Below are 25,199 nucleotides of genomic sequence, written 5' to 3' on the forward strand. Positions count from 1 at the left end.
GGGCCGGTCAGTAGAACTCCTCGACCCGCTCGTCGTACAGTTTCGAGAGGAGTCTCGTCACCGGCCCGCTCTCGACGTCGAGACCGTCGACCGTCTCGACCGGGCGAACCTCCCATGTCGTGTTGGTGAGAAACACCTCGTCGGCGTTGCGGACGTCGTCGAGCGTGTACGTCCCCTCCTCGATCGGGATCTCCTCCGAACGAGCGAGGTCGACGACGACGGAGCGCGTGACACCGGGCAACACCGGTCCGTCGAGACTCGGCGTCTTCAGCGCCTGCCCGTCGGCGAAGAAGAGGTTGCTCGTCGCCCCCTCTGCGAGGTGACCGTCGGCGTCGAGCATCAGCGCCTCGTCGGCACCCGTCGCCCGCAGCTCCAGTCGCGCGAGGATGCCGTTCAGATAGTTGTGCGTCTTCGCCTTCGCGGGGATCGCCCGATCCGCCACGCGCTGCGTCCGGACGGTCTGGAGCGTCGCCGGATCGTCCCAGACAGGGGTGCCCCCGCGGCCGCCCCGTGGGAGTTCCTTGACGATGACGACGACCGTCGGATCGACGTCCTCGCTCGGAGTGAGTTTGCCGGGTTGGACGCCGCGGGTTACCGACAGTCGGACGTAGGCGTCCTTGAGATCGTTCGCGGCCAGCGTCTCGTCGATACGTCTGCGGAGGTCGTCCTCTGTCAGTCCGTGGTCGAGTTCGAGGAGCTCGCAGGTCTCCCGTAACCGCCGGGCGTGAGCCTCCCACTCGAACAGGTCGCCACCGTAGGCGCGCAGGGTCTCGAAGGCGGCGTCGCCGTAGAGGAACCCTCGGTCGCGGACGTTCACGGTCGCCTCGTCGGCGTCGTGGAGTTCGCCGTCGACGTGGTACTGCATCGGGTCGTCCGACGAGGGGGACGACAAAGTAGTGTACCCTTTCGAGTCTCCTTCTCCGGGCCGGTGCGCTCTCGCGGCTACGCGTCGGGTTCGAGTCCCCCCGCCCACTCGACGAAGTTCCGCACCATCGCTTTCCCGTCCTCCGTAAGGATGCTCTCGGGGTGGAACTGGACACCGAGGTGCGGCTTCGTCCGGTGGCGGACGCCCATCACGACGCGCCGCTCGTCGTCGGTCCAGGCCGTCTCGACCAACTGCTCGGGGAGGTCGTCGCGCTCGACGGCCAGCGAGTGGTAGCGACCCACCTCGAACCGCGCCGGCAACCCCGCGAAGATCCCCTCGCCGTCGTGGACGACGGTGGAGGGTTTGCCGTGGACGACCTCCGGGGCGTGGCCGACGGAGGCGCCGAGGGCGGCACAGAGCGCCTGGTGGCCGAGACAGACGCCGAGCGTCGGATACTCGAGCTCAGCGAACACCGGGATCGAGACGCCGGCGTCTTCGGGCGTGCCGGGACCGGGCGAGACGACGACGCCGTCTGGGTCCAGTTCTCTGATCCCGTCGACGTCGACGGCGTCGTTGCGGCGGACGACCACCTCGTCCGCGAACTCGCCGACGTACTGGACGAGGTTGTAGGCGAACGAGTCGTAGTTGTCGACGACGAGGATCACCGTTCGGCCTCCTCGACCCGGAGGTCGCCGCGCTCGCCGAGCGCCTCGTCGATGGCGTTGACGAGCGCGCGTCCCTTCGCCAGCGTCTCGTCGTACTCGCTGTCGGGGTCGGAGTCGTGGACGATGCCCGCGCCGACCCGGAGGTGGTACTCCTCGCGCCAGCGGACGAGCGTCCGGATGACGATGTTGAGCGTCGCCCGGCCGTCGAAGCCGAAGACGGCCATACTTCCGGTGTAGGGTCCACGGCGCGTGGCTTCGAGTTCGTCGATTATCTCCATCGTCCGGGGTTTCGGCGCGCCGGTGATGGTGCCGCCGGGGAACGTCGCGGCGACGGCGTCGGCGAGAGTTGCGTCCTCGCGGAGTCGCCCCTCGACCAGCGAGACGAGATGCATCACCTCCGAGTAGCGGTCGACGCGACGGTAGTCGGTCACCTCGACGCTGCCGTACGCCGAGACCTTCCCGAGGTCGTTGCGTTCGAGGTCGACCAACATCGCGTGTTCGGCCCGCTCCTTCTCGTCGCCGAGGAGATCGGCTTCGAGAGAGTCGTCTTCCTCGGGTGTCGATCCCCGAGGACGCGTCCCGGCGATCGGTTCGGTGACGAGTCGGTCGCCGTCGCGCTCCAACAGGAGTTCGGGACTCGCGCTCACGAGGTCGACGCCACCGACCCAGCCGGGACCGGAAAACTCGACCAGCCCCGAGTACGGCGCGGGGTTGACACGACGCAACGCCGCGTAGGCGTCGACCGGGTGGACCGCCGCGGGCGCGACGAGTCGCTGCGCGACGTTCGCCTGGAACGTGTCGCCGTCGCGGATGTACTCTTTGACCCGACGGACGCGGTCGGCGTACGCCTCGCGGCCGCAGTCGCTGACGAACTCGGCCTCGGCGGCGTCGACTGGCGGGGCACCGACCGCCGGATCGCCCTCGGTCGCCGCTTCGGCGAGCGCAGTCGCCCGGGCGAGCGCGTCGTCGTAGACGGTATCGAGTGCGTCGCGGTCAGCGTCGTCCGGGATGCGCGGACAGCAGGTGATCCGGAGCGTCGTCTCGCCGTCGCTGGGTTCCCGCCACGCGGCGACGCAGTCGTAGACGCTGACCTGCAGCCGGGGGAGCAGTCGGTCGTCGACGGTGTGGTCCGGGAGCGACTCGAGTTCGCGGGCGACGTCGTAGGAGAGCCACCCGAACGCGCCGCAGGGGTACGGGACGTCGCAGTCGCCGCGGACCAGCGTCTCGTCGGCGAGCAGTCCGTCGAGCGCCGCGAGCGACGGCGACTGACGAGCGAAGTCGTCGTGGCCCGGCGCGTCGGGGTCCGAGAGGACGGCGTCGGCGCTCACCTGCAGCCGTTCGACCGGGTCGACCGCGAAGTAGCCCCATCCGTCCCGACCGCCGGTCGTCTCGAGATACACCCCACCGGGACCGTCGCGTGCCCGTCGGTAGGCCACGAAGGGGTCGGCCACCGCCGTCCGGACTTCCACGGGGACGCGGCCGCCGACCGGCGTCTCGGCGGCGAGCGCGCGGAAAGTCGACCGGTCGGTGACGACGGTGGGTACAGCCATACCTGTGGGGTGGTGGTGGGGCCAAGTAACGGTTTCGTGACGTCCGACGGGGACGACAGAGCGATTCGACAGCTGTCTCCGGGTTACTGCTCCTCTTTCACGCGGTCGATCCAGCGACCGACGCGCTTCTCGGAGACCGAGATCTTCTCTGCGAGCTCCGCGGCGTCGGCGGTCGCGAGGTCGTGGACCGTGTGGATCCCTGCCTCCTCGAGTCGGTCGGCGTAGGCCGGACCGATCCCTTTCACCGTGTCGACGGAAGGCGAGTCGTCCTCCTCGCCCGCGGCCGCCTCTGCGGCCGTCTCCGGCTCCTCGGCGGTCTCGGGTTCGCGTGCCTCGGCCGCCTCCGTCTCCATGTCGACGTCTTCCTCCGCGTCGTCGAGTTCGACCTCGTCGACGTCGGTCGTGACGTCCTCGGACTCCGGCCCGGCCGCTTCACCGGGTTCGGCCGCCTCCTCGTCTTCGACGGCCTCGTCGACCATCGACTCGGTGGAAGCCGTCGCGTCCGTCTCCTCCGCGGCGGTCCCTTCGTTCGCTTCGCCTTCGGTCGCCGCTGCGTCGCTCTCGGCCTCGGCGTCGGTCGACACCTCTCGCTCCTCGGACTCCGGACCCGCGGCCTCGGAGGGTTCGGCCGCTTCCTCGTCTTCGGCGTCTTCGTCGACCATCGACCCGGTCGAGGCCGTCGCGTCCGTGTCTTCGACGGCCGGTTCTCCCTCCACGTCGGCGTCCTCGTCGCCCGGTTCGGCCGCTTCGACGTCCTCGGCCGCCTCCGCGGCCTCCGTCTCGACGTCTTCGGACTCCGGACCCGCAGCCTCCGCGGGTTCGGCGGCTTCCTCGTCTTCGGCGGCCTCGTCGACCATCGACTCGGTGGAGGCCGTCGCGTCCGTCTCCTCCGCGACCGGTTCCTCGTCTGTCTCCGCTGCCTCGTCGGGCGTCGGTTCCTCCGTGCCCTTGGCTGCCGCCTCGCTCTCGGCGTCGGCGTCCGCCCGGTCCGCTCGCGTGTCGCGTTCGACCGTAACGCTGGAATCTCGACGCTCTCGCTCCGAGGACGACCCGCCCATCCCGAGCACCGACTTCAGCTTGTCGAGTAGTGACATTGGGCGACAGTAAGAGTGCCCGGTATTTAAAGGCCAACGACAGGCTCAGAGCCGCGACCGAAGCGCCGTGTTCATCTCTTCGACCGGTGCCTCCCGGCCGGTCCACCGCTCGAACGCCTCGACCCCCTGATACAACAGCATCCACGCCCCGTCGACGGTGGTCGCACCCGCCCGCCGCGCGTCTTCGAGGAGGCGGGTCTCCAGCGGACTGTACACCGCGTCCATGACGGCGAGGTCGGCGTGGAGAAGCTCTGCGGGCACCGGCGTCTCCTCCGACTCCATCCCGACGCTCGTGGCGTTGACGAGCACGTCGGCACCGGGGACGGTGGGGGCCAACGAGTCGAGACCACCCGCGGTCACCGCGTCGGCGGCGACGCCCGTCGAGTCAGCGACGGCCGCCGCCAGTTCGTCGGCGGTCGCCTCCGTCCGGTTTGCGACGTGGACTGCCGCACCCGCCTCGGCGAGCGCGAACGCGATGGCCCGGCCCGCGCCACCCGCGCCGACGACGACGGCGTCCGCACCGTCGAGGGAGACGTCGTGTCGTTCGAGCGCGCGACGTGCGCCCGCGGCGTCCGTGTTGTACCCGTCGGGGGTGTCGCCGTCGCCGGAGAAGTCGACCGTGTTGACCGCACCGATGCGGGCGGCCAGCGGGTCGGGGTCGACGAGCCCCTGCTCGAGGAGGTCCTGTTTGAACGGGATAGTGACGTTCAACCCGGCAATACCGAGCGCGTCCGCGCCACGGATCGCCTCAGCCAGCGACTCGTGGGTCGGTTCGAAGGTGACGTAGCGGGCGTCCATCCCGAGCGACTCGTAGGCCGCCTCGTGCATCGGCGGCGACAGCGAGTGCCCGACGGGGTTGCCGACGAGACCGAAGACCTGCATACCGCGGTGCAGGAGGGCGGCGAGTATAAACGGCCCGTCTCCCGCACGCGACGTCCCGGGCTGCTGTCGTCTCACGACCCTACCGGGATAGTGACATCCTCACCCGCCCTTAAGCGCGGGGCTTCCTACAAGGGTAGCCTCGTCGTTCGAGGAGGTTTCAGAACTGAAGTCCCCAAGCGTCGTCTGTCGGGATTGCCGACTCTGCTCGCGGTGTCCTGTGGTGCTGTCACAAGCACTCCCGTCCCGTGGCGAGTCATTGCGTTCGGGTTTCCAACGAACGCTCTCTCCCCACGGGTTGACGCGACGTGCGATGTTCACACTCGCGTTAATATCCGCTTGGTACCCCGTCACCCAACAGTCATCGTTCGTACATCGGAACGTCGCCTGCGACCCACGAGCGCCGATGTGACTGCACTCGTGGCAGGTCTGACTCGTGTAGGCGGGATTCACGTATCGAACAGGAACGCCCTCCTCACGGGCTTTGTCCTCGATTCGACCTGTGAGACGTGCGAACGCCCGGTTGTGAAGACGGCGATTCATCCACTTTCTGTAGTCCAGATGCTCACGGATGTACGACAGGTCTTCGAGAACGATTACGGGGTCCTCGAACTGTTGTGCGTACTCAACGGCCTGTCGAGGTGCCTTTTCGACAATATCCGTGAGTGCGTTCTGATAGTGGTCGAATCGCTCGTCTACCCGCCAGCCAGCATCGCGTTCTTGCAGACGGCGGAGGGTCGTGAACATCTCTTTGCGGAGGTGTCGCGCCCGTCCACCGTCGTAGATGTACGGTTGGGTGGGAGTCCCGTCCGTCAGGGCACAGCCCGTCAGGAGTTTGGATTCCCCAATATCGAATCCGACAAGCGTCGGCTCGTCTGGTTCAGCAACTTCGTATTCGACGGTGACGTGAAGTTCCCATGTTGTTCGGTGTTCCTGAAGGCGGAACTCTCCAACTGTCACGTCACCGTTGAGCAGGTCGTCCTACAACTCTCTCTGAACGGGGTTGATACGAAGCGGAATCCAGAACGCATTGCCACGCCCTGCCTGCGGAACGCGCCAGCAGAACTCATGTCGGCGTTCCTCCGAATGGTCGAGATTCCACCCACGGTTCGTGAACCGAACGGGGTGGTTTTCGTCCAATTCCGAGACGTTGTACGTGTCTCGGAGTTTCGGGACGTAGTTCTTGAGCGCGTCTTTGGCGTAGGACGTGAGCGTGTACGGCGTCACAACGTCGTTGACCGCTGTCTGCGTGTCAGCGCCACTCTCGAACGACTCGGAGAGAGCGCGACGATAGGTCGCCACAGTCCGTTGAAGCCGACGCTCTTTGTGCGCCGTCGGGGGCGCGAGCGTGGCCTGCAACGTCTTGGTGGCAGTAGCGGTCACACCAATACCAACAAACCTACGCAAGTTAAAACTATTGACATTACGGGCGCAGAATCGCCCGACACCGACGGTATCGAAGTTGGACAGACAGCCAAGTGTCGCATTCCTCCCCCGCCCCTTGGGGCGGGGTTCCTGCTTGAAAAAAGATGACTTTGTCGGCCGATATCGACCGCTCGAAGCGGAAAAGATACCTGTCTCGCTTGAGTCGACATGGCTATGAGTTCCGTGCTTCGACATCCGCTCTCGGCGTTGGCTGGAGCGGCCATCTTGACCCTCCCGTGGCTGGTGTTCTACGCCACCGGGATGCACCACGCGCCGTCGACCAGCACGCTCGCCGTCGTCGGCGTCAGCGGACTGGCGGTGCTCGGTGCGTCGTTCCTGCTCGCGTGGGGGGCCGAGACGGCCGAGAAGGACGTCCCGCGGGCGTTCGCGCTCGCCGTGTTGGCGGTGCTCGCCGTCGCCCCCGAGTACGCGGTCGACGCGCTGTTCGCCTGGCAGGCGGGCGCACAGCACGGGACACCCGCTGGTCGGGAGGCCGCGAACCTCGCGGTCGCCAACATGACCGGTGCGAACCGCATCCTCATCGGTCTCGGCTGGTCGGGAATCGCCCTGTTCTCCATCTGGCGCGCACAGACGACCAACGACATGGCCGTCGAGAAGAACCCCGGCTTCCTCGCCGACGCGGTGAAACTCGACCGCAGCATCGCGACCGAGATCCTGTTTCTCGCCGCCGCGACGCTCTACGCCTTTCTCGTCCCGCTCGGCAACGGTATCGACGGGGTGGACATGCTGGTGCTCGTCGGCATCTACGTCACCTACATCGCCATCATCATCCGCGGCGACGTCGACGAGACGGAGGCGCACGTCGGCGTCCCCGGCTACCTCCAGCAGTTCTCGAAGGTTCCCCGGATCGCGACCGTGCTGACGCTCTTTGCGTTCTCCGGCTTCCTCATCTTCACCGCCGTCGAGCCGTTCGCTCACGGACTCGAAGAGCTGGGCAAGGGCATCGGTATCCCGCCGTTCTTCATGATCCAGTGGATCGCCCCACTGGCGAGCGAAAGTCCGGAACTCATCGTCGTCGCCTACCTCGTCAACAAGGCGCGTTCGACGGCGGCGTTCAACGCGCTCATCTCCTCGAAGCTCAACCAGTGGACGCTGCTCATCGGGACGCTCGTCGTCGTCTACAGCATCGCGCTCGGACGCTACGGCGTCCTCCCGTTCGACCAGAAGCAGGCGGGCGAGATCTGGATCACCGCCGCACAGAGCTTCTTCGCGCTCGCGGTGCTCATCAACTTCCGCATCAGCGTCCGCGAGTCGATCGCCATCCTCGTGCTGTTCGCCTCGCAGGTGCTCGTCGAGTTCTACTTCATTCGGACGATGCCGGCGTTCGACACGTACCAGATACTGATCGCCTACACCGCCGTCTACCTCGTTCTCGGCCTCGCGATGTTCCTCACCCGACTCGACGACGTCCGGGAGGTGACGCGGCTGACGGCTGCGACGATCCGGCAGGCCCGTACCGGGACGCCGGAGGCCGAACAGAGCGACGACTGAGCGCGGGTAACGTGCGGGTGACGTACTTCTCCGGCGTGACGAGGCAGCGACCGACATCGACTCGTTTTAGCGGCTCGGCGCACCTACTGTCGGACGTGATCGCTATCGTCGTCAGCCACGCCGACTTCGCATCGGAACACATCGGCGAGCGACTGCTCGAACTCGTCGACTGGACCGAACACCGAGACGGCAGTCGTCCCGACGCCGACGGCGGCGGCGCAGTCTACCGCACCGGCGACGACGGGTCCGGCGCGCCGGCGTTCGAACTACGGACGTTCGAGCGCATCCACGTCGAACTCGACGGCGTCGACGCGGCGTTCGACGACCCCGACCTGCTCTTTTTCGCCTCGCGACACTCCGGCGACACCGGGCCGCTCCTGACCGCTCACTTCACCGGCAACTTCGGCGAAGCGAAGTACGGTGGGACAGACGGGTCGCTCGCTCGCGCCTGTCCGGGCGCGCAGAAGGCCGTCGTCGCGGCGTTCGAGGAGTCCGCGCCCGACCGTTACGACGTCGGTATCGAGTGTACCCACCACGGCCCGAGCGAACTGGACGTCCCCTCGATGTTCGTCGAGTTGGGCAGCGGCGAGTCCGAGTGGGAGGACCCCGAGGGTGCCCGCGCCGTCGCCCGCGCCATCCTCGCCGTCGAGGGCGTCGAGGCGGACGTCGACGACGGACAGCGCCACCTCGTCGGCTTCGGCGGCGGCCACTACGTCCCCCGGCCGACCCGACTCGTCCGCGAGACGGCGTGGGGCGTCGGCCACATCGCCGCCGACTGGCAGCTGGCCGAACTCGGCGACGTCGAGGCGGGTCGCGACGTCGTCGCGCGGGTGTTCGAGCGGAGCGCCGCCGAGTTCGCCGTCATCGACGGCGAGAAACCGGAACTGAGACGGGTCGTTGACGATCTCGGCTACCGCGTCGTCAGCGAGACGTGGGTCCGGGAGGTCGACGACAGACCGCTGGCACTCGTCTCGGAACTGGAGGCGGCGCTGTCGACGGTCGACGACGGTCTCCGGTTCGGAGCGGAGAGCTTCGAGACTGCAGAATTCACCGTCGTCGACCTGCCGAGCGAACTGTTGCAGGAAGCGCAGGGCGTCGACGCCGACGCGACCCGCGAGGCCGTCGAGACCCACACCGTCGCGTTCGAGACCGACCAGAACGGCGCTCGCGCTTCGGGTCGGGCGGCCGTCCGCGACCGAGACGCCTACGACTCACTGGTCGCGTCGCTCGCCGATCTGCTCGCCGAGAAGTACGACCGCGTCGAACGCGACGGCGACGTCGTCGTCGCCCACGAGACCGCCTTCGACCCCGGGAAGGCCGCGACGCTCGGCGTGCCCGAGGGTCCCGCCTTCGGCAAACTCGCCGCCGGCGAACCGGTCGAAGTCGGCGGCGACCGCGTCCCGCCCGAGTCGGTCCGGACCGAACGCATCCACCGGTTCCCCGTCTGAGCGCGTTCCACTGTCTCCGAGGCTCTCTCGTCCACCGAAGACGGTTGTCTGGACACCTGTCTAGATATCTCACCAGCTATCTTCATAGGATTGCAACCGGAAACGATCGTCATACATCCGTCTGACGAGAGGGAGAAAGATAATTAGGGTGCCTCGACAAACCCTGCGCATAAATATGGATTCTCTCGTCGAGGACGCGATCAGTGAGGCCGAGGAGACAGAAGATGGGCCGGCTCAGAACGGGGGCGGGTCGTCCGAGACGACCGTCGACACCCAACCGGGGCGGACGGGGAAGATGACCGACGACGAACTGCAGGACATCCTGCAGGACCTGCAGACCAACATCACCGTCGTCGGCTGTGGCGGCGCGGGCGGGAACACGGTCAATCGGATGGCCGAGGAGGGTATCCACGGCGCGAAACTGGTCGCGGCCAACACCGACGTCCAGCATCTCGTCAACATCGAGGCCGACACGAAGATCCTGATGGGTCAGCAGAAGACCCAGGGTCGGGGGGCCGGGTCGCTGCCGCAGGTCGGCGAGGAGGCCGCCATCGAGAGCCAAGAGGAGATCCACGACTCGATCGAGGGCTCCGACATGGTGTTCGTCACCGCCGGTCTCGGCGGCGGGACGGGGACGGGGTCCGCCCCCGTCGTCGCCAAAGCCGCCCGCGAGTCGGGTGCGCTCACTATCGCCATCGTCACGACGCCCTTTACTGCTGAAGGTGAGGTTCGCCGGACGAACGCCGAGGCCGGACTCGAACGCCTCCGTGACGTCGCCGACACCGTCATCGTCGTCCCGAACGACCGTCTCTTGGACGCGGTCGGCAAACTCCCCGTCCGTCAGGCGTTCAAGGTCTCCGACGAGGTGCTGATGCGCTCGGTGAAGGGGATCACCGAACTCATCACGAAACCCGGGCTGGTCAACCTCGACTTCGCCGACGTCCGGACCGTGATGGAGAAAGGCGGCGTCGCGATGATCGGGCTCGGCGAGTCCGACTCCGAGTCGAAGGCCCAAGACTCCGTGAAGTCCGCGCTCCGCTCGCCGCTGCTCGACGTCGACATCTCCAGTGCGAACTCCGCGCTCGTCAACGTCACCGGCGGCTCCGACATGAGCATCGAAGAGGCCGAGGGCGTCGTCGAGGAGATCTACGACCGCATCGACCCCGACGCACGCATCATCTGGGGGACCTCCGTCGACGAGGAACTGGAGGGCGAGATGCGGACGATGATCGTCGTCACGGGCGTCGAGTCGCCGCAGATCTACGGCCGCAACGAGACCGTCCAGGCACAGACGGACGGGCGCGGCGAGGACATCGACTTCATCGACTGAACTCGAACGCATCGTCGCACTGCGACGCTTCCTTTTCGACTCTCGTCTCCGCCCAGTGGCCCAGTCGACGTCGTCCCGACTCCGGTTCGCGTACCGCGCTTCGCATTCAATAGATAGAAATGGTGGGACGTGCTAAGAGAGGGTAACTATGGACGTTAAATACGACCTCACGAGCTACGTGCGAGTGTTGAAGCTCGCCAGTACGCCCTCGTGGGACGAGTTCTCTCAGATCGCCCTGATCGCCGGTGTCGGTATCTTCCTCGTCGGACTGCTCGGCTTTCTCATCTTCGCGGTCATGAGCTTCGTCCCGCCGGGAGGCGTCTGAACAGATGCCTATCTTCGCCGTCAAGACCACCGCGAGCCAGGAGCGGACGGTCGCCGACATGCTGGCGAGCAAGGAGGAACCCGAGATCCACGCCGTGCTCGCCCCCGACCAACTCACGAGCTACGTGATGGTCGAATCCGACGGGACGGCCGTCCTCGAACGACTGCTCGAGGAGATCCCCCACGCCCGCAGCATCGTCCCCGGCACGTCGTCGATGGCGGAAGTCGAACACTTCCTGTCGCCGACGCCCGACGTGGAGGGGATCGCGGAGGGGGACATCGTCGAGCTCATCGCCGGCCCGTTCAAAGGCGAGAAGGCGCGGGTCCAGCGCATCGACGAGGGGAAAGACCAGGTGACGGTCGAACTGTACGAGGCCACCGTTCCGATCCCGGTGACGGTGCGCGGCGACCAGATCCGCGTCCTCGACAGCGAAGAGCGATAACGCCCCCCTCTTTTCTCCGCCCTCTCGCCGCTCGTGAGAGTCCCGCCGCTCGGTGGATGTCTTCTCTCCAAGACGGTCCGCTGCCGGACTACTCGTCCGGCTTCGACGGCTCCATCTCGATTCGCGCGTTCGATGTGAGCGACGCCGTCACTACGGTCTTCAGTCCCCAGAGGAGACAGGCGGCCCCGAACACCGGGTAGACCACCGACCGGTCGCCCGTCGTGAGAACGAGGAGCACCGCGACGGCCGTCGAGACACCGAGGAGGTTGCGGGCGCTGAGTAAACTCGCAAGACGATTCCACGACGTCTCCCGAGCCGACTGCACGGGTCGAAAGCTAGCGTCCCCTTTCATGTCATCACCTCAACAGACGGTTGAGGCGGCACCATTGTAAACGTACCCCTCGGTAATCTTATCATACCAAGACGGCTAGAAGATGGCGAACGGGGGAGACGGGGGCCGGATCGTCGGACTGCGGTCAGACGGGGCGCTCTAGGTCCAGTCGGTCGACGACGGACTGGAGATCGACGGTCGATTCGACGGCGTCTTTGACCGCTTCGCGTTCGCGGACGACCGAGGAGTCCGCGTCGTAGGCCCGGACGTACTCCGCGCGAGTGTGTTCGTCGAACGCGTGACGGATCGCGAAGTAGCCCTCGGGGACGACCGTCCCACACACCCGACACTCGTGGCGCTCGTGCTCGTTCGTCTGGTGGACGACGACCGCTTCGACGTCTCGGAACCTCGCACCACAGTCACCGATTCCGCACCTCCAGAGGGACATGTGGCGTCGGTTACACCGTGAGGACAAACCCGTTTTTACTCCGGGGGTGGCGACTCGCGGATAGCAATCACTAATTGTCCGGTCCGTCGACACACCAGTGTGACCGAGGCCGACGCGACGCGGGTCGACATGCACGTAAAGACACTCGACGAGCGCGTAGTCCGCCGAGCGAAGCGACGTGGACTAGACGTTCTCGTCTACGCCCCCCACTTCGTGCGACTGCCGGAGATTCGAGCGACTGCGGCACGTTTCTCCGACGACGAGTTGCTCGTCGTCCCGGCCCGCGAGGTGTTCACCGGGTCATGGCGGAACCGACGGCATCTGCTCGCCGTCGGCCTCACTGACCCCGTCCCGGACTTCATCACGCTCGACGGCGCACTCCGCGAGTTCGGCCGACAGGACGCGGCCGTCGTCGTCCCCCACCCGGAGCTGATGAACGTCAGTATGGGCCACGAGGACGTCGCGAAGAACCGGACGGTCATCGACGCAGTCGAGACCTACAACGCGAAGTGTCGACCGTACCAGAACCGTCGCGGACAGCGGATCGCGGCCGCGCTCGACGTCCCGAACTTCGGGTCGTCGTACGCTCACCTTCGAGGGACCGTCGGCGAAGCGTGGACGCAGTTCGACACCGTCGTCGACGACGAGTCCGATCTCGTCGACGCGCTCAGAGATGGGATCTCCCGACGCGTGCTCCACCGTCCCGGTCTCTCGCATCGCGTGCGCAGTCTGGTCGAGTTCTCTCACCTCGGCTTCGAGAACTCGTGGGGGAAGTTCGACCGCCTCCTGCTGTCGGGGATGGAGCCGACGCATCCGCGACAGGTCGCCTACGACGGACGCTTCGACGACGTGAGCGTCTACTGAACCACCCGCTCAGAGACCGACGCCGAACGCCGCCGCCAACGCGGCGACGTCGATGTCTAGGGAGACGACGTAGAAGTGGACCGCCGCGAACGCCGCAACTTCGAAGCCAGTGATGAGTACCGTCACGAGGTCGGCGTACTTCGAGTGGGTGGCGACGCCGACGGGGAGCGCGAACTCCTCGTCCCACGGGTAGAACAGTGCGATGCCGCGTTTGCTCCCGACCATGTCGAGGACGTAGTGCGTCAGGACGCCGATCCAGACGAAGTGGAGGTTGTCGAAGACGAGCGGGTAGGCGGCGACGATCCCGAGGACGGCGAGGTTGTGCAGCGTCTTCCGGTGGCGGCCGAAGGCGGTGTCGACGTCCGGGAAGAGCGCACCGAGGACGACCGGGACCGAGATCTGTGCGATCTTGACGAACGTCTCGACGTCACCGGAGGGTTCGAGGACGTAGCCGAGGCCGATGCTCAGGAGAACGGCGTTCAGCACGTGCCCTTTCTTGTTCATCTACGGAGAGATGCCGCGGCCGGCGATACAAACGTTTCCAAGACGGTAGGCGTCGGGCGACCGCTCGGACGGTCACTTCCGTCGCTCATCGACTGCCTCCATCACGTCCTCCAGCGCCTGCCTCGCGATCTTCGCTTTGATTTCGGTCCGCGACCCGTCGAACTGGTGGCGCTCGACCGTCGAGAACGACTCGCCGGACCCCCACTCGCCGGCGTAGGCGACGCCGACGTAGACGGTTCCGACTGGCTTCTCGGGCGTTCCGCCGGTCGGCCCGGCGATGCCCGTCGTCGCGACGCCCCACGTCGTGTCGGCGACGTCTCTGACTCCCTGGGCCATCTCGCGGGCGACGGGTTCGCTGACCGCGCCGTGGTCGTCCAGCGCCTCGCGGGAGACGGCGAGTTGCGCGCGTTTGGCGTCGTAGGAGTAGGTGACCAGCGAGCGGTCGAAGTAGTCCGAGGAGCCGGCGACGTCGGTGAGAAGCGAGCCGACGAGCCCGCCTGTGCAGGACTCGGCGGCGGCGATAGTTGCATCACCGCTCCGGAGTGTCTCACCTAACTGTTCGGAGACGGCTCTGCCGTCGTCGAGGGGTGTCATGGTCGGGGTTGGGGGAGAGGGGTCAAGAAGGTGAGTGAGTTCCACGCACGCGACTCGTGCGGCCGGTGACACGAGGACGAAAGACACACGTCACCCCGGCGAAAGCACACGAGCATGGAGTACGACGAGCCACTGTTCTTCCGGGTGATGCAGTACGCAGCCGACGCCGACCGCGACGTCGTCGACATGGTGAGCGGCAACCCCGACTGGGAACCGCCCGCGGCGCTCCGGGAGGGGCTCCGGGAGTACGCCGACGCTTCGACCGACGAGTTCCAGTATCCGCCCAGCGAGGGCCTCCGGGAACTCCGCGAGGAGATCGCCGAACGCCGCAACGTCGACGTCGAGCAGGTGGTCGTCACCAACGGCGCGGGCGAGGCGAACTATCTCGCGATGGCTCGTGCGCTGGAGCGAGACGCCGGCGACGAAGTGATCCTCACCGACCCGGTCTACCCCTACTACCCCGGCAAGACGACGTTGCTCGGCGGCCGATCGAAACTCGTCCCGACCGAACGCGACGGCTCGCTCGACCCGGCGAAGGTTCGCGACGTCGCCGGCGACGACACCGCCTGCATCGTCGTCAACACGCCGAACAACCCGACCGGAGCCGTCTACGGCCGCGAGACGATGGAAGAACTGGTCGAAATCGCCGAGAAACACGACGCGTTGCTCGTCGCCGACGAGGTGTACGACCACTTCGACTTCTCCGGCCGCTTCGAGAGCGCGCTCACCATCGACAGCGACCACCGGATCGTCACGACCGCCTACTCGAAGTCGATGGCGATCACGGGCTACCGCGTCGGCTACGCCGTCTTCCCGGAGTCGCTCGTCCAGGCCGCCAAGACCCGCCACATGCTCGTCAACGTCGCCACCAGCCGTCCCGCCCAGCAGGCGGTGCTCCACGCGCTGCGGAACACGCACGCCGACTACTACGAGGAGACCCGCGAGATGCTCAGAGCGCGCATCGACGCGTTCACCGACGCGCTCGACGCGGCGGGCGCGGAGTACTCTCGCCCCGACGGCGCGTTCTACGTGATGGCGCGGTTCGAGGAGTTCCCCGGTACGCTCGACAACGTCTACACGCTCATCGACGAAGCGGGCGTCGCGGGGATGCCCGGTGAGGCGTTCGGCGAGTCCCGCGAGGAGTGGATCCGGTTCGCGCTCGTGACACCGAGGGCGGAGGAGGCGGCGGCGCGACTGGCCGACTACTTCTAATCCGGTTGATGACTTCTGTACCGAGAAGTACACAAGTCGTCGGCGTCCACCTCCCGGTATGTCAAACATCGACGTCGAAGCCGTCGATTCGGTCGAAGACGAGTCTGACGAGTCGGCCGGGTCCGAGACGCACGAACGCGACGGATCCACCGAGGTCGAGGTGCAGGCGACGGAGGGCGAGCGACTGCCGGAAGGCGTCGACGCACCGGAGTACGTTCTCTACGGTGGGAAGGGCGGCGTCGGCAAGACGACGATGGCCGCGGCGACGGCGCTGGCGAGCGCGGCCGGCGGCGTCTCGACGCTCGTCGTCTCGACGGACCCCGCTCACTCGCTTTCGGACACGCTAGAGGCGATGGTGCCGCCCCGTCCGACCCAGATCCGGGAGGACATGCCGCTCTACGCCGCCGAGATCGACCCCGACGAGGCGATGGACGACGGGCTGTTCGGGCAGGATAACGAGGAGATGGGCGGCGAGAACCCCCTCGGCGGGATGGGGCAGATGGGAGAGATGTTCGGCGAGGAGGGTGGGATGAACCCGATGATGGGCGGGACGATGCCCGGTGCCGACGAGGCCGCCGCGATGCGCCAACTGCTCGAGTATCTCGACGACCCGCGGTTCGACCGGGTCGTCGTCGACACCGCGCCGACGGGCCACACGCTGCGACTGCTCCAACTGCCGGAGATGATGGACTCGATGGTCGGTCGGATGATGAAGCTCCGCCAGCAGTTCAGTGGGATGATGGAGGGCGTCAAGGGGATGTTCGGCGGCGGGTCCGACGACGCGCCCGGGATGGGCGACCTCGACGAGCTCCAGGAGCGTATCGAGCGTCTCCGGAGCGTGCTGCAGGACCCCGAGAAGACGGACTTCCGGGTCGTGATGATCCCCGAGGAGATGAGTGTCGTCGAGTCCGAACGCCTCGTCTCCCGCCTCGGCGAGTTCGAGATTCCGGTGCAGACGCTCGTCGTCAACCGGGTGATGGAGAATCTCGACGACGTCGCCGACGTCGACCCCGAGTGGGTGGTCTCGCCCAACCTCGAGGAGTGTGAGTTCTGTCAGCGTCGGTGGCAGGTCCAACAGGACGCACTGCAGCAGTCGATGGAGCTGTTCCGCGGCCGCGACGTCAAGCGCGTCCCGCTGCTCGCCGACGAGGTACAGGGGGAAGCGGCGCTTCGCGTGGTCGCCGCCTGTCTCGACTGACGACTAAGCCAGTTTGTCCATCAGGCCGACGAGTTTGTCGCGGACGCCGTCCGGGAGGAACCGGGCGAGCACGCCGATCTGTGCGAGCGTCCCGACCGGGTAGCGGGCCGCCGGTTTCGTCGCGCTCGCCGCGTTGACGATGTCCTCGGCGACGCGCTCCGGTGCGACGGCGCCGGGACCGCCGCCGCCGAGCGCCTGCGTGTCCGAGAACGCCTTGTAGAACGACTCGTAGGCCCCGGAACGTTCGATACCCTGGATCTCCTTCTCGTCGTCGCCGTTGACCTCGTCGTCGACGCGGTTCTGGAACCGCGTGTCGACCGGGCCGGGTTCGACGAGCACCGCGTCGATACCGTACTCTTCGACCTCGCCGCGGAGCGCGTCGGTCATCGCCTCGACGGCGAACTTCGACCCCGCGTAGACGCCCATCCCCGGGATGGAGATCCGACCGATGACGCTGGAGACGTTGACGATCGTTCCGTCGCCCTGCTCGCGCATGTGGGGGAGCACGGCGCGGGTGAGTCGGTGCGGGCCGTAGACGTTGACGTCGAACTGCCGGTGGACCTGCTCGGTCGGCACGTCCTCGATCGGACCGAGTTGGCCGAAGCCGGCGTTGTTGACGAGACACTGGATGTGACCGTCCTCCTCGACTATGCGGTCGACGACACGGTCGACGTCGCCCTGGTCCGTGACGTCGAGCGTCGCGAGCTCACAGCCCTCGTCGCCGAGCGTCTCGATGTCGGCCGGGTTCCGTGCGGTCGCGTAGACCTTCCAGTCCTCGGCGAGGAAAGCACGAGCCGTCGCACGGCCGATACCGGACGAACAGCCGGTGATGAGTACGGTGTCGGGTTTCACATCGGCGAGACGAACGGTGGGAAGTTAATACTCCCTCTTGCAGTCGTCCGCGTAGGCGTCGGCCAGTCGCGTCGGCTCCGGGAGTTTGTACTCGCCCCCGAGCCGTTCGACGAGGTCGACCGTCGTCTCCGCGGAGACGCGGTGGCCGGGGCTGACGTAGAGCGGGTTGATCTGCTTCGAGTTGGGGTACTGCCGGGACTGATAGGCGTAGCCGACGACGGTGTCGGCGAACTCCTCGGTGTCGTCGGCGTCGACGTCGCGGGGTTCGACGCCGTCGGCCGCCTCGATGGGCGTCCGCCAGCCCTCGGGGCGTTCGTCGACCGACTCGCGGGGGCGACCACAGAGGAGGCTCTTGGCGACGCCGACGGCGGGCACGTCGAGTGTGACGCCCATGTGGGTCGCCAGTCCGGCCTGTCGGAAGTGGATGCGGCCGCTCCCGTCGAACAGCACGAGGTCGGGGTCACACTCCAACTCGGCGAAGGCGTCGAGGATGGGACCGCCTTCGCGAAAGGAGAGCAGTCCGGGAACGTACGGGATCGACAGCTCTGTCACCGCGTGTGCGCGCTCGACCACCTCGCCGCCGCGGAGGACGACGATGGCGCTCACCGCGTGGTCGTCGAGGAACGCCTGGTCGACGCCGGCGACGAGCGGCCGCCGCTCGTCGGGGACGAGCGACGACGACGCCAGCGAGACGTTCGCGGGGTCGAACGAGAGGTCGTCGTCGAACGTCGCGGCGGCGGCGACCTCGTGCTGGAGCGTCTCCATCTCCTCGCGGGAGAGTGAGGCGTCGGGGACGAACTCCGGGCGGGCCGGCCGCATCAGAACCGGCCGCGCCCCGGTCCGCCGCCACCGCCGCCGAAGCGGAGCGACTGTGGCGCACGCTGGTTACCCTTGATCTGTGAACCGTAGACGAGCCCGATGACGAGTCCGGCGAGGTGGGCGATGTGGGCGATGTTGCCGCCGAGGAAGCCGCCACCGCCGTTCAGCGTCCCGAAGCCGGCGACGAGGCTCAGCGCCGCGAAGCCGAAGGTGAGTACCCACAGCGGCATCGGAATGACGAAGTACAGATACACCTTCAGATTCGGGTTCAGGACGGTGAGCACACCCATGATCGCCATGATGGCCCCGCTGGCACCGACGACGCCGGTGATGGGGTCACCGAGGGCGAAACTGAACCCGATCTGGGCGAGTCCGGCGAGGATGCCGCCGCCGAGGAACAACGCCGCGTACTTCTTCGAGCGGAGTCGCTGTTCGACCGGCGGACCGAAGAAGTACAGCGCGATGGAGTTGAACGCGATGTGCTGGAACCCGCCGTGAGCGAAGACGGAGGTGACCCACGTCCAGACGTACTCGACGTGCGTCGACCGGAGGACGAACAGCGACGCCGACAGCCGCGGCAGTCCCAACAGCTCCCCCAAGACCACCTGCGCGAGGAACGTCACCCACATCAGTCCGAGGAAGAGGTAGGTCAGGTTCCCGCGGAAGTAGCCGAAGAACCCGCCCGTACTCGTCGCACGCTCGATGATACCGCTTGACTGCCCGCCTCTGTTGTCCACGCTGTCGTCGAACCCGCTGTCGAAGACGCCGCTCGGGTCGTCCCACTCCGACAAGCCGGGACAGGTGTGATTCTCCGGGAGTCGATGCTCCGCACAGAACGTCTGCCCACAACGTCGACACTGGTACGGTAGGTTCTCGTACCTGCCGCACTCGTCGCATTCGGCCATTACCGCAGGGTAGTAGCCAGTCGGTAAAAGGGGTTTGGCTCCGGTGTGTCCAGAACACGCAAACGGCTGGCCGTTTCCACGGTCGAGACGGGGTGACGACTGGTAGGGACCGATTGCCGCTCCCCCCGATCCCGCGTGGCGAAGACTACTCGTCGGCGGACGAACGGACTACTCGTCGACCGTCTCGTCCGTGACGTCGGCGTCTTCGGTCCCTTTCTCGAAGTTGGCCGGGACGACCGTGAGGTGGTTCAGACCGAGCCGCGGGTGTTTCGCTGCCATCGAGTAGTCGTACGGCTCCACCCCCCAAATAATTACCCATGCGCATAAATCATCGGCGGACCGGCCGCTGATACGTGGGAGGTATGAGCGCCGTCGCTGTCGGACGATCGGCGTCGGGAGAAGATCCGCGAGGTCGCGTAGAACGCTCAGTCGAACTGTTCGTCGTAGAGGTCCTGGGCGTGTTCGATGGCGTCCATCGCCGCCTGCTTGTCCTCCCACCCGAGCGTCTCGACCTCTTTGCCCTTCTCGAGGTTCTTGTAGGTCTTGAAGAACTCGTCGATCTCGTTGAGTCGCTGCTGGGGGATGTCTTCGAGGTCGCCGATGTGGGCGAACCGGGGGTCTTCGGTCGGGACGGCGATGACCTTGTCGTCCTGCTCGCCGTCGTCGTCCATCTTCATGAGCGCGACCGGACGTGCTTCGATGACACAGCCGGGGAAGGTCTGGTCCTCGACGAGCACGAGCACGTCGAAGGGGTCTCCGTCGTCGTAGTACGACTGTGGGATGAACCCGTAGTCGGAGGGGTAGTGAACGTTGCTGTGAAGGACCCGGTCGAGGACGACGCCGGGGATGTCCTTGTCGTACTCGTATTTGTTCCGTTCGCCTTTGAGACATTCGACGACCGCGTAGATGGTCTCCGGCGGGTTCGGGCCGGTTTCCAGGTCTTCCCAGAGGTTCGTCATGCGTTCGTAGTTCTCCGAAACGGTGCAAAGGGTTTTCGGCATCGCCTGCGATCCTCCCCATGCCAAAAAGTTCATTTGTTGGGGGGTCGACTATTCGCGTGCGAATCTCAACAGCATCTGCGACCGGCACGTGAAGAATACCACGGCGGTACGTCGGCTACGCAAGCGACTCGGAAGACCGGAACTGACCGGTGAGAACGGGCAGTTTTCGTCGCGGCGGCAGATGTCTCGCAGGTTGAGACGACGCCGAAATATCCGTGTAAAACCCGGAAACAAATAGAAAGTTGAGAAGGGTTAAATAGCACGGAGACATTTCAACAACTATGTCAGAGGCACAAACAATTGACGACGAAGCAGGCATTGCACGCGACCTGACCGCGTTCCAACAGAACATCCTCGTGATCCTCTCGGAGGAACCGATGTACGGGCTCGCGATCAAGCGGAACCTCGAGAGCTACTACGGGACCGAGGTCAACCACGGGCGACTGTACCCCAACCTCGACGACCTCGTCGAGATGGATCTCGTCGAGAAGAGCGAACTCGACAAGCGGACGAACCAGTACGAGCTGACCGAAGAGGGCCACGACGCCGTCCTCGACCGGCTCAACTGGATGCTGTCGAAGTTCGTCACGGACGAGACGCGCGGCGAAGAAGTCCGCGACCTCGTCGACACGCGCCTGTAAGGGTCGAACAGTCGATCACTTTCTGCGCGGACGACCGGGCACGTCCGCGCCGACCGCCTCGAACAGTAGCTCCAGCGACTGCTCTACCACGTCGCGCTGGTCGTCGCTCGGCCACGCGTTCCGCGGGTAGTACTCGGAGAGGAACACGTCGACTTCGGCAGCGGTCGCGTCCTCGACGCGGCGGACGTAGTGGTTCCCCAGAAAGTCCACGAACGCCCGACAGTTCGCGGCGTGGACCGGACCGTGTGCGTCGGCGACCGACTCGACGAGGGCGGCGTTGTGTGCCTCCACCGCCTCCCAGTCGTCCTCGTCGCCCGGTGCGGAGAGCGGGATCTCGACCGCACGGTCCGTGTCGCCGATGCGTTCGACGCGGATCGTCCCGTCTTCGACCCACTCGTCGGGGTGGAGGACGAGCACGTCGTCCTCCTCGCGGATCCGCGCGGTGAACTCGTGCTCCGAGAGCAGGTCCTCGCGGTGGTTCTCGTAGGCGGTCGCCTCGTCGTCGTCGACTGCGTTGCGTGCGAGTCGCGTCAGTCGCTCTGCCTCGTCGACGACGTCGTCGGGGAGGTCGTGCTCACTCATTGTCGAGTGCCTCGTTCGCTAGGGTGTCGGCGCGCTCGTTTATCTCTCGCGGAACGTGGGCGATAGACCAGCGGTCGAACTCGGTCAGCAGTTCGCGAACCTCGACGCGCCGCTCCCGGAGGTCGGGGTCGTTCGTGTTCCACTCGCCGCGGACCTGTTTGACCACGAGTTGGGAGTCGCCGCGGAGGTCGACCTCCTTCAGCCCGTACTCGCTGGCCGCCTCCAGTGCCCGGACGAGCGCCGCGTACTCGGCGCGGTTGTTCGTTGTCCGACCGATGCGTTCGGACCCCTCGGCGACGATGCCGTCGCTCGTGACGATCGCCCACCCGATGGCCGCCGGCCCCGGGTTGCCACGACTGGCCCCGTCGAAGTAGACGTGTCCCCGTGTGGCCGACCCCTCCTGCAGCAACAGTGTGATGCCGGTCGGATCGCCTCCCTGAACCACGACTTTCCCGTCGTAGGCGACGGCGATCGCGTCCCCGCGTTCGGCACGCCACTCCTCGTGGTCGGTGTTCCCGGGCCGAATCTCCACCCCGGCGGCACGGAGCGCCTCGCGCGCCTCGTCCGTGTCACACTCGATAGTCGGCATATCGGAACCGACCGACGGGAGACGTAAAGCCGGTTCGTTCCGTCGAACCACGATCGGCCCCAGAGTTATATTTTCTCGTCTTAAGAACATAAAAATGCGATGACACGCCCCACCCGCCAACGGGAGCACACCGACCGGCAGCGGACGTGGCAGGGCGACGAAACCACCGCGGACGAGACGGTCGACCTCGACCCCGACGACCTCGACCCCGAGGATCTCGTTCGGACGGCCGATGGGGAGCTGATCCACGAGGAGACCGGGCTCATCGTCGAAGAGGATCAGATCGACCGAGGGCCGGAGTGGCGCGCGTTCAACCACTCGGAACGACAGTCGAAGTCCCGGGTCGGCGCGCCGACGACGAAGACGATGCACGACAAGGGGTTGACCACCCAGATCGACTGGCAGGACAAAGACGCCTACGGGCGGTCGCTCTCCTCGGAGAAGCGCTCCCAGATGCACCGGCTGCGGAAGTGGCAGGAGCGCATCCGGACGAAAGACGCCGGCGAGCGGAACCTCCAGTTCGCGCTGAGCGAGATCGACCGGATGGCCTCCGCGCTCGGCGTGCCGCGGTCAGTCCGGGAGGTGGCGTCGGTCATCTACCGCCGCGCACTGAGCGAGGACCTCATCCGCGGGCGCTCCATCGAGGGCGTCGCCACGAGCGCGCTCTACGCCGCCTGCCGACAGGAGGGGCTGCCACGTTCGCTGGAGGAGATCTCGGAGGTCTCACGGGTCGATCGCAAGGAGATCGGCCGGACGTATCGCTACGTCTCCCAGGAACTCGGGCTCGAACTCGAACCCGTCGACCCGACGAAGTACGTGCCGCGGTTCGCGAGCGAACTCGACCTCAGCAAGGAGGTGCAGTCGAAGGCCAACGAGATCATCGAGACGACTGCCGAGAAGGGACTGCTGTCGGGGAAGTCGCCGACCGGGTTCGCCGCCGCCGCCATCTACGCCGCCTCGCTGCTCTGCAACGAGAAGAAGACGCAACGCGAGGTCGCCGAGGTGTCGCAGGTCACCGAGGTCACGATCCGCAACCGCTATCAGGAACAGATCGAAGCGATGGGCATCCACGGCTGAGCGGGGCGACCACGCGCTCGTCGGCCTCCTCACCCGTCGCCACCGCCGAACCTTTTTCTCCGGGAAGGTGACCACCAGAATTTATGCACTGACTCCGACCCACGGGCCGGCAGCGATAGTGCGACACACCGGCCCGTGATCCCGACGGCGTGTCGCCTGTTCGCTTTCCGAACTCCCATCTCCGAAGCTTCATGTCGACAGAGCCGTTAATGCGGTCGAATGCGGCTCGACGACTACATCGAGATGGAGGCCGACGAGGCGGCCGACCGACGACACCTCGCGAAGGAGAAATCCTACGCGATCCTCGACGAACTCGAAGCGTTCCAGCACCGCTTCGACGACGCCGTGCAGGACGACGCCGTCGTCGGTAGCGTCTCGCCCTCTATCTTCGTCGGACGGTCGAACTACCCGAACGTCTCGACGGGGATCCTCTCGCCGGTCGGTCACGAGGACGACGCCGCCCGCTTCGAGACGAGCGCTGCCTGGTACGAGGAGGGCGTCAGCATCGACGACGTGTTCCAGCGGCGGACGAGCCTGCTCAACTCCAACCGGTCGGCCAGCGTCGACCTCGGTCACGAGGCGAACGTCCACGACGCGTGGGACGGGTTCGTCGGCACCCAACGGGAGGTCGCCATCGCCGACCGCCCGGTGAGCGTCGAGATCGGTCTCGAGGGCAGCCCGGAGCTCGACTTCGACGTCTCGCGGACGGACGTCGCCACGCCGACCGGCCCCCGAGCGCGGGCGCGCTCTGCGGACCTCGGCGAGAACCCACACGTTCCGAAGGCGGTGAAGAAGACGCTCGAGGACGACGACTGGCAGGCACAGGGGGCGATGAACTACCTCTACCGTCGCGGGTTCGACGTCTACGACATCAACACGATCCTCTCGGCGGGCGCGCTGGGACAGGCCGAGCATCGACGACTCGTGCCGACGCGGTGGTCGATCACCGCCGTCGACGACACCGTCGGCCAATATCTCCGCGGAACGATCAGGGACGCACCGAGCGTCGACACCGTGCAGGTCTGGCGCAACGAGTATCTCGGCAACGCCTTCTGGGTCGTCGTCGCCCCCGGTCGCTGGGAGTTCGAACTCGTCGAGATGAAGGCACCCGGGAGCATCTGGAACCCCGACGGAGAGAGACTGTGGCTCGCGAGCGACCGCGAAGGGTTCGAGGGCCGGACGAGCTACGTTGAGGAGACCGCCGGCGCCTACTACGCCTCCCGGTTGGCTGCGCTCGAACAACTTTCGGAGATGGGCCGACAGGCGAAGGTGCTCGTGTTGCGACACGTCTCTGACGACTACTGGGGGCCGGTCGGCGTCTGGCAGGTCCGCGAGGCGGTCCGTCACGCGTTCGACGGCGACCACGGCGAGGCGGAGACGTTCGGCGACGCCGTCCGCGAAGTGACGACGCAGCTGCCCGTGTCGCTGGCGGGCCTACGACGGAAGTCAACGATGGTGTCCGGGCTCCAGGCGAATCTCACGGACTTCGTCTGAGCGCACAGAACGGAACCGTCGAATCGCGCCGTCGTCCGTTCGTGTTCGCTACTTATTGTCGAGGTTCGCGAACGCCTCGTCGACGAGTTCGCCGGTCTGCGCGACGATCTCGGTCATCTCGTCGTCGTCGGGTGCGAGACCGACGAGGCGACCGATGCGCATGATGCTCACGTGGTAGACGGTCTGGACGCCCGGCTCCTCCTCCCAGATGACGACGTTACACGGGAACAGCGCGCCCATCCTGTTGTCCGAGGCGGTGAGCACCTGGTCGGCCATGTCGGGGTTGCACGCGCCGAGGACGTAGTAGGGGTCGCGACCGGCGTCGACCTTCTCGTTGAGCAGTTCCGAGGGAGAGAACTCGGTGGCGACGCCGAACCCGGCGTCGGTGAACGCCTCGCGGACGTGTTCGATGGCCTCCTCGTGCTCCATCTGCAGCGTCGCACGCTCCTCGCCGATGTCTTCACTTTCGAGTACCGTCGGGTCGATAGGCAGCGCCATAGCTGTCCGTTCGGCTGCAGGGGCGGAAAAGCTACCGGGGAGGTGTGTGCTCCGC

The 25,199-nt window shown here is 66.4% G+C and carries 27 protein-coding genes and 1 pseudogene; 11 read left to right on the forward strand and 17 right to left on the reverse strand.

All coding sequences use genetic code 11. The features are described 5' to 3' along the window. Window positions 1–7: 7 nt before the first annotated feature. The 6 genes and pseudogenes from BSG17_RS04645 to BSG17_RS04670 all read right to left on the reverse strand — a co-directional run bounded on the left by BSG17_RS04645 (window position 8) and on the right by BSG17_RS04670 (window position 6,436). On the reverse strand, window positions 8–865 hold the full coding sequence (locus BSG17_RS04645) for an aminotransferase class IV (protein ID WP_089821512.1): 858 nt from the start codon (window positions 863–865) through the stop codon (window positions 8–10). A gap of 77 nt (window positions 866–942) precedes the next feature. After that, on the reverse strand, window positions 943–1,530 hold the full coding sequence (locus BSG17_RS04650; protein WP_089821514.1) for an anthranilate synthase component II: 588 nt from the start codon (window positions 1,528–1,530) through the stop codon (window positions 943–945). After that, window positions 1,527–3,080: an aminodeoxychorismate synthase, component I gene (pabB, locus tag BSG17_RS04655; protein ID WP_089821516.1), complete on the reverse strand. Its 1,554-nt coding sequence runs from the start codon at window positions 3,078–3,080 to the stop codon at window positions 1,527–1,529. The genes BSG17_RS04650 and pabB overlap by 4 nt, the downstream gene beginning before the upstream one ends. Window positions 3,081–3,163: 83 nt before the next feature. Then, complete coding sequence (locus BSG17_RS04660) at window positions 3,164–4,174, reverse strand: helix-hairpin-helix domain-containing protein (RefSeq protein WP_089821518.1); 1,011 nt, start codon at window positions 4,172–4,174, stop codon at window positions 3,164–3,166. 45 nt (window positions 4,175–4,219) lie between these two features. Beyond that, complete coding sequence (locus BSG17_RS04665; protein ID WP_089821520.1) at window positions 4,220–5,056, reverse strand: shikimate dehydrogenase; 837 nt, start codon at window positions 5,054–5,056, stop codon at window positions 4,220–4,222. A 99-nt stretch (window positions 5,057–5,155) separates the two neighbouring features. Next, window positions 5,156–6,436: pseudogene (locus tag BSG17_RS04670) on the reverse strand (RNA-guided endonuclease TnpB family protein). A 216-nt stretch (window positions 6,437–6,652) separates the two neighbouring features. On the opposite strand from BSG17_RS04670, the gene BSG17_RS04675 reads away from it, so the two are divergent. The 5 genes from BSG17_RS04675 to BSG17_RS04695 all read left to right on the forward strand — a co-directional run bounded on the left by BSG17_RS04675 (window position 6,653) and on the right by BSG17_RS04695 (window position 11,535). Then, a complete protein-coding gene (locus tag BSG17_RS04675; RefSeq protein ID WP_089821522.1) occupies window positions 6,653–7,990 on the forward strand; it encodes a sodium:calcium antiporter in 1,338 nt (445 codons plus the stop codon). Between the two features lie 95 nt (window positions 7,991–8,085). Continuing rightward, window positions 8,086–9,438, forward strand: a complete 1,353-nt coding sequence (locus BSG17_RS04680; RefSeq protein WP_089821524.1) for a D-aminoacyl-tRNA deacylase — start codon at window positions 8,086–8,088, stop codon at window positions 9,436–9,438. 175 nt (window positions 9,439–9,613) lie between these two features. Then, window positions 9,614–10,768 (forward strand): cell division protein FtsZ, encoded by a 1,155-nt coding sequence (gene ftsZ / locus BSG17_RS04685; protein WP_089821526.1) that lies wholly within the window; start codon window positions 9,614–9,616, stop codon window positions 10,766–10,768. Window positions 10,769–10,916: 148 nt separating this feature from the next. Beyond that, the gene (locus tag BSG17_RS04690) at window positions 10,917–11,093 is read left to right on the forward strand and encodes a protein translocase SEC61 complex subunit gamma (RefSeq protein WP_089821528.1); all 177 of its coding nucleotides are present in this window, start codon (window positions 10,917–10,919) and stop codon (window positions 11,091–11,093) included. 4 nt (window positions 11,094–11,097) lie between these two features. Beyond that, a complete protein-coding gene (locus BSG17_RS04695) occupies window positions 11,098–11,535 on the forward strand; it encodes a transcription elongation factor Spt5 (RefSeq protein WP_089821530.1) in 438 nt (145 codons plus the stop codon). Between the two features lie 88 nt (window positions 11,536–11,623). Here the strand turns inward: BSG17_RS04695 and BSG17_RS04700 are convergent, their stop codons facing one another. After that, window positions 11,624–11,887, reverse strand: coding sequence for a hypothetical protein (locus BSG17_RS04700; protein ID WP_139246548.1), 264 nt, complete (start codon window positions 11,885–11,887; stop codon window positions 11,624–11,626). Between the two features lie 124 nt (window positions 11,888–12,011). Beyond that, complete coding sequence (locus BSG17_RS04705) at window positions 12,012–12,314, reverse strand: DUF7565 family protein (RefSeq protein ID WP_089821533.1); 303 nt, start codon at window positions 12,312–12,314, stop codon at window positions 12,012–12,014. Between the two features lie 129 nt (window positions 12,315–12,443). Between BSG17_RS04705 and BSG17_RS04710 the strand changes: the two genes are divergently transcribed. Beyond that, window positions 12,444–13,178: a PHP-associated domain-containing protein gene (locus BSG17_RS04710; protein ID WP_089821995.1), complete on the forward strand. Its 735-nt coding sequence runs from the start codon at window positions 12,444–12,446 to the stop codon at window positions 13,176–13,178. Window positions 13,179–13,187: 9 nt separating this feature from the next. On the opposite strand, the gene BSG17_RS04715 is transcribed toward BSG17_RS04710, so the two are convergent. Continuing rightward, entirely contained in the window at window positions 13,188–13,682 is a 495-nt protein-coding gene (locus BSG17_RS04715) for a metal-dependent hydrolase (protein ID WP_089821535.1), read from the reverse strand. 72 nt (window positions 13,683–13,754) lie between these two features. Further along, window positions 13,755–14,276, reverse strand: a complete 522-nt coding sequence (locus BSG17_RS04720) for a CinA family protein (protein WP_089821536.1) — start codon at window positions 14,274–14,276, stop codon at window positions 13,755–13,757. A 114-nt stretch (window positions 14,277–14,390) separates the two neighbouring features. On the opposite strand from BSG17_RS04720, the gene BSG17_RS04725 reads away from it, so the two are divergent. Both BSG17_RS04725 and BSG17_RS04730 read left to right on the forward strand, forming a co-directional pair. After that, window positions 14,391–15,488 carry a pyridoxal phosphate-dependent aminotransferase gene (locus tag BSG17_RS04725; protein WP_089821538.1) on the forward strand — a complete coding sequence of 366 codons (1,098 nt, stop codon included), beginning with the start codon at window positions 14,391–14,393 and terminating at the stop codon, window positions 15,486–15,488. Between the two features lie 58 nt (window positions 15,489–15,546). Beyond that, on the forward strand, window positions 15,547–16,686 hold the full coding sequence (locus tag BSG17_RS04730; RefSeq protein WP_089821540.1) for an ArsA family ATPase: 1,140 nt from the start codon (window positions 15,547–15,549) through the stop codon (window positions 16,684–16,686). Window positions 16,687–16,689: 3 nt separating this feature from the next. Here the strand turns inward: BSG17_RS04730 and BSG17_RS04735 are convergent, their stop codons facing one another. The 4 genes from BSG17_RS04735 to BSG17_RS04750 form a co-directional block, all read right to left on the reverse strand. Continuing rightward, window positions 16,690–17,538: an SDR family oxidoreductase gene (locus tag BSG17_RS04735; RefSeq protein ID WP_089821542.1), complete on the reverse strand. Its 849-nt coding sequence runs from the start codon at window positions 17,536–17,538 to the stop codon at window positions 16,690–16,692. A gap of 24 nt (window positions 17,539–17,562) precedes the next feature. Further along, a complete protein-coding gene (locus tag BSG17_RS04740) occupies window positions 17,563–18,357 on the reverse strand; it encodes an endonuclease V (protein WP_089821545.1) in 795 nt (264 codons plus the stop codon). Next, entirely contained in the window at window positions 18,357–19,262 is a 906-nt protein-coding gene (locus BSG17_RS04745) for a rhomboid family intramembrane serine protease (RefSeq protein WP_089821548.1), read from the reverse strand. The genes BSG17_RS04740 and BSG17_RS04745 overlap by 1 nt, the downstream gene beginning before the upstream one ends. Window positions 19,263–19,687: 425 nt before the next feature. Continuing rightward, window positions 19,688–20,221, reverse strand: a complete 534-nt coding sequence (locus tag BSG17_RS04750) for an inorganic diphosphatase (RefSeq protein ID WP_089821550.1) — start codon at window positions 20,219–20,221, stop codon at window positions 19,688–19,690. Between the two features lie 323 nt (window positions 20,222–20,544). Between BSG17_RS04750 and BSG17_RS04755 the strand changes: the two genes are divergently transcribed. Beyond that, window positions 20,545–20,904: a PadR family transcriptional regulator gene (locus BSG17_RS04755; RefSeq protein WP_089821553.1), complete on the forward strand. Its 360-nt coding sequence runs from the start codon at window positions 20,545–20,547 to the stop codon at window positions 20,902–20,904. Window positions 20,905–20,919: 15 nt separating this feature from the next. On the opposite strand, the gene BSG17_RS04760 is transcribed toward BSG17_RS04755, so the two are convergent. Together BSG17_RS04760 and rnhA are read right to left on the reverse strand one after the other, a co-directional pair. Beyond that, window positions 20,920–21,486 (reverse strand): DUF7108 domain-containing protein, encoded by a 567-nt coding sequence (locus BSG17_RS04760; RefSeq protein ID WP_089821555.1) that lies wholly within the window; start codon window positions 21,484–21,486, stop codon window positions 20,920–20,922. Continuing rightward, window positions 21,479–22,075 (reverse strand): ribonuclease HI, encoded by a 597-nt coding sequence (rnhA, locus tag BSG17_RS04765; RefSeq protein ID WP_089821557.1) that lies wholly within the window; start codon window positions 22,073–22,075, stop codon window positions 21,479–21,481. Before rnhA ends, BSG17_RS04760 begins: the two co-directional genes overlap by 8 nt. Before the next feature lie 99 nt (window positions 22,076–22,174). Here rnhA and BSG17_RS04770 point away from each other — a divergent pair, with 99 nt between their 5' ends. Continuing rightward, window positions 22,175–23,152 carry a transcription initiation factor IIB gene (locus BSG17_RS04770; protein WP_089821560.1) on the forward strand — a complete coding sequence of 326 codons (978 nt, stop codon included), beginning with the start codon at window positions 22,175–22,177 and terminating at the stop codon, window positions 23,150–23,152. Window positions 23,153–23,371: 219 nt separating this feature from the next. After that, window positions 23,372–24,646, forward strand: a complete 1,275-nt coding sequence (gene nreA / locus BSG17_RS04775) for a DNA repair protein NreA (protein WP_089821561.1) — start codon at window positions 23,372–23,374, stop codon at window positions 24,644–24,646. A gap of 48 nt (window positions 24,647–24,694) precedes the next feature. Here nreA and BSG17_RS04780 read toward each other — a convergent pair whose 3' ends face one another. After that, window positions 24,695–25,144, reverse strand: coding sequence for a DUF302 domain-containing protein (locus tag BSG17_RS04780; RefSeq protein WP_089821563.1), 450 nt, complete (start codon window positions 25,142–25,144; stop codon window positions 24,695–24,697). Window positions 25,145–25,199 lie beyond the last annotated feature (55 nt).

The sequence above is a fragment of the Halogranum amylolyticum genome (assembly GCF_900110465.1).
In the GTDB taxonomy this organism is placed as follows: Archaea; Halobacteriota; Halobacteria; order Halobacteriales; family Haloferacaceae; genus Halogranum; species Halogranum amylolyticum.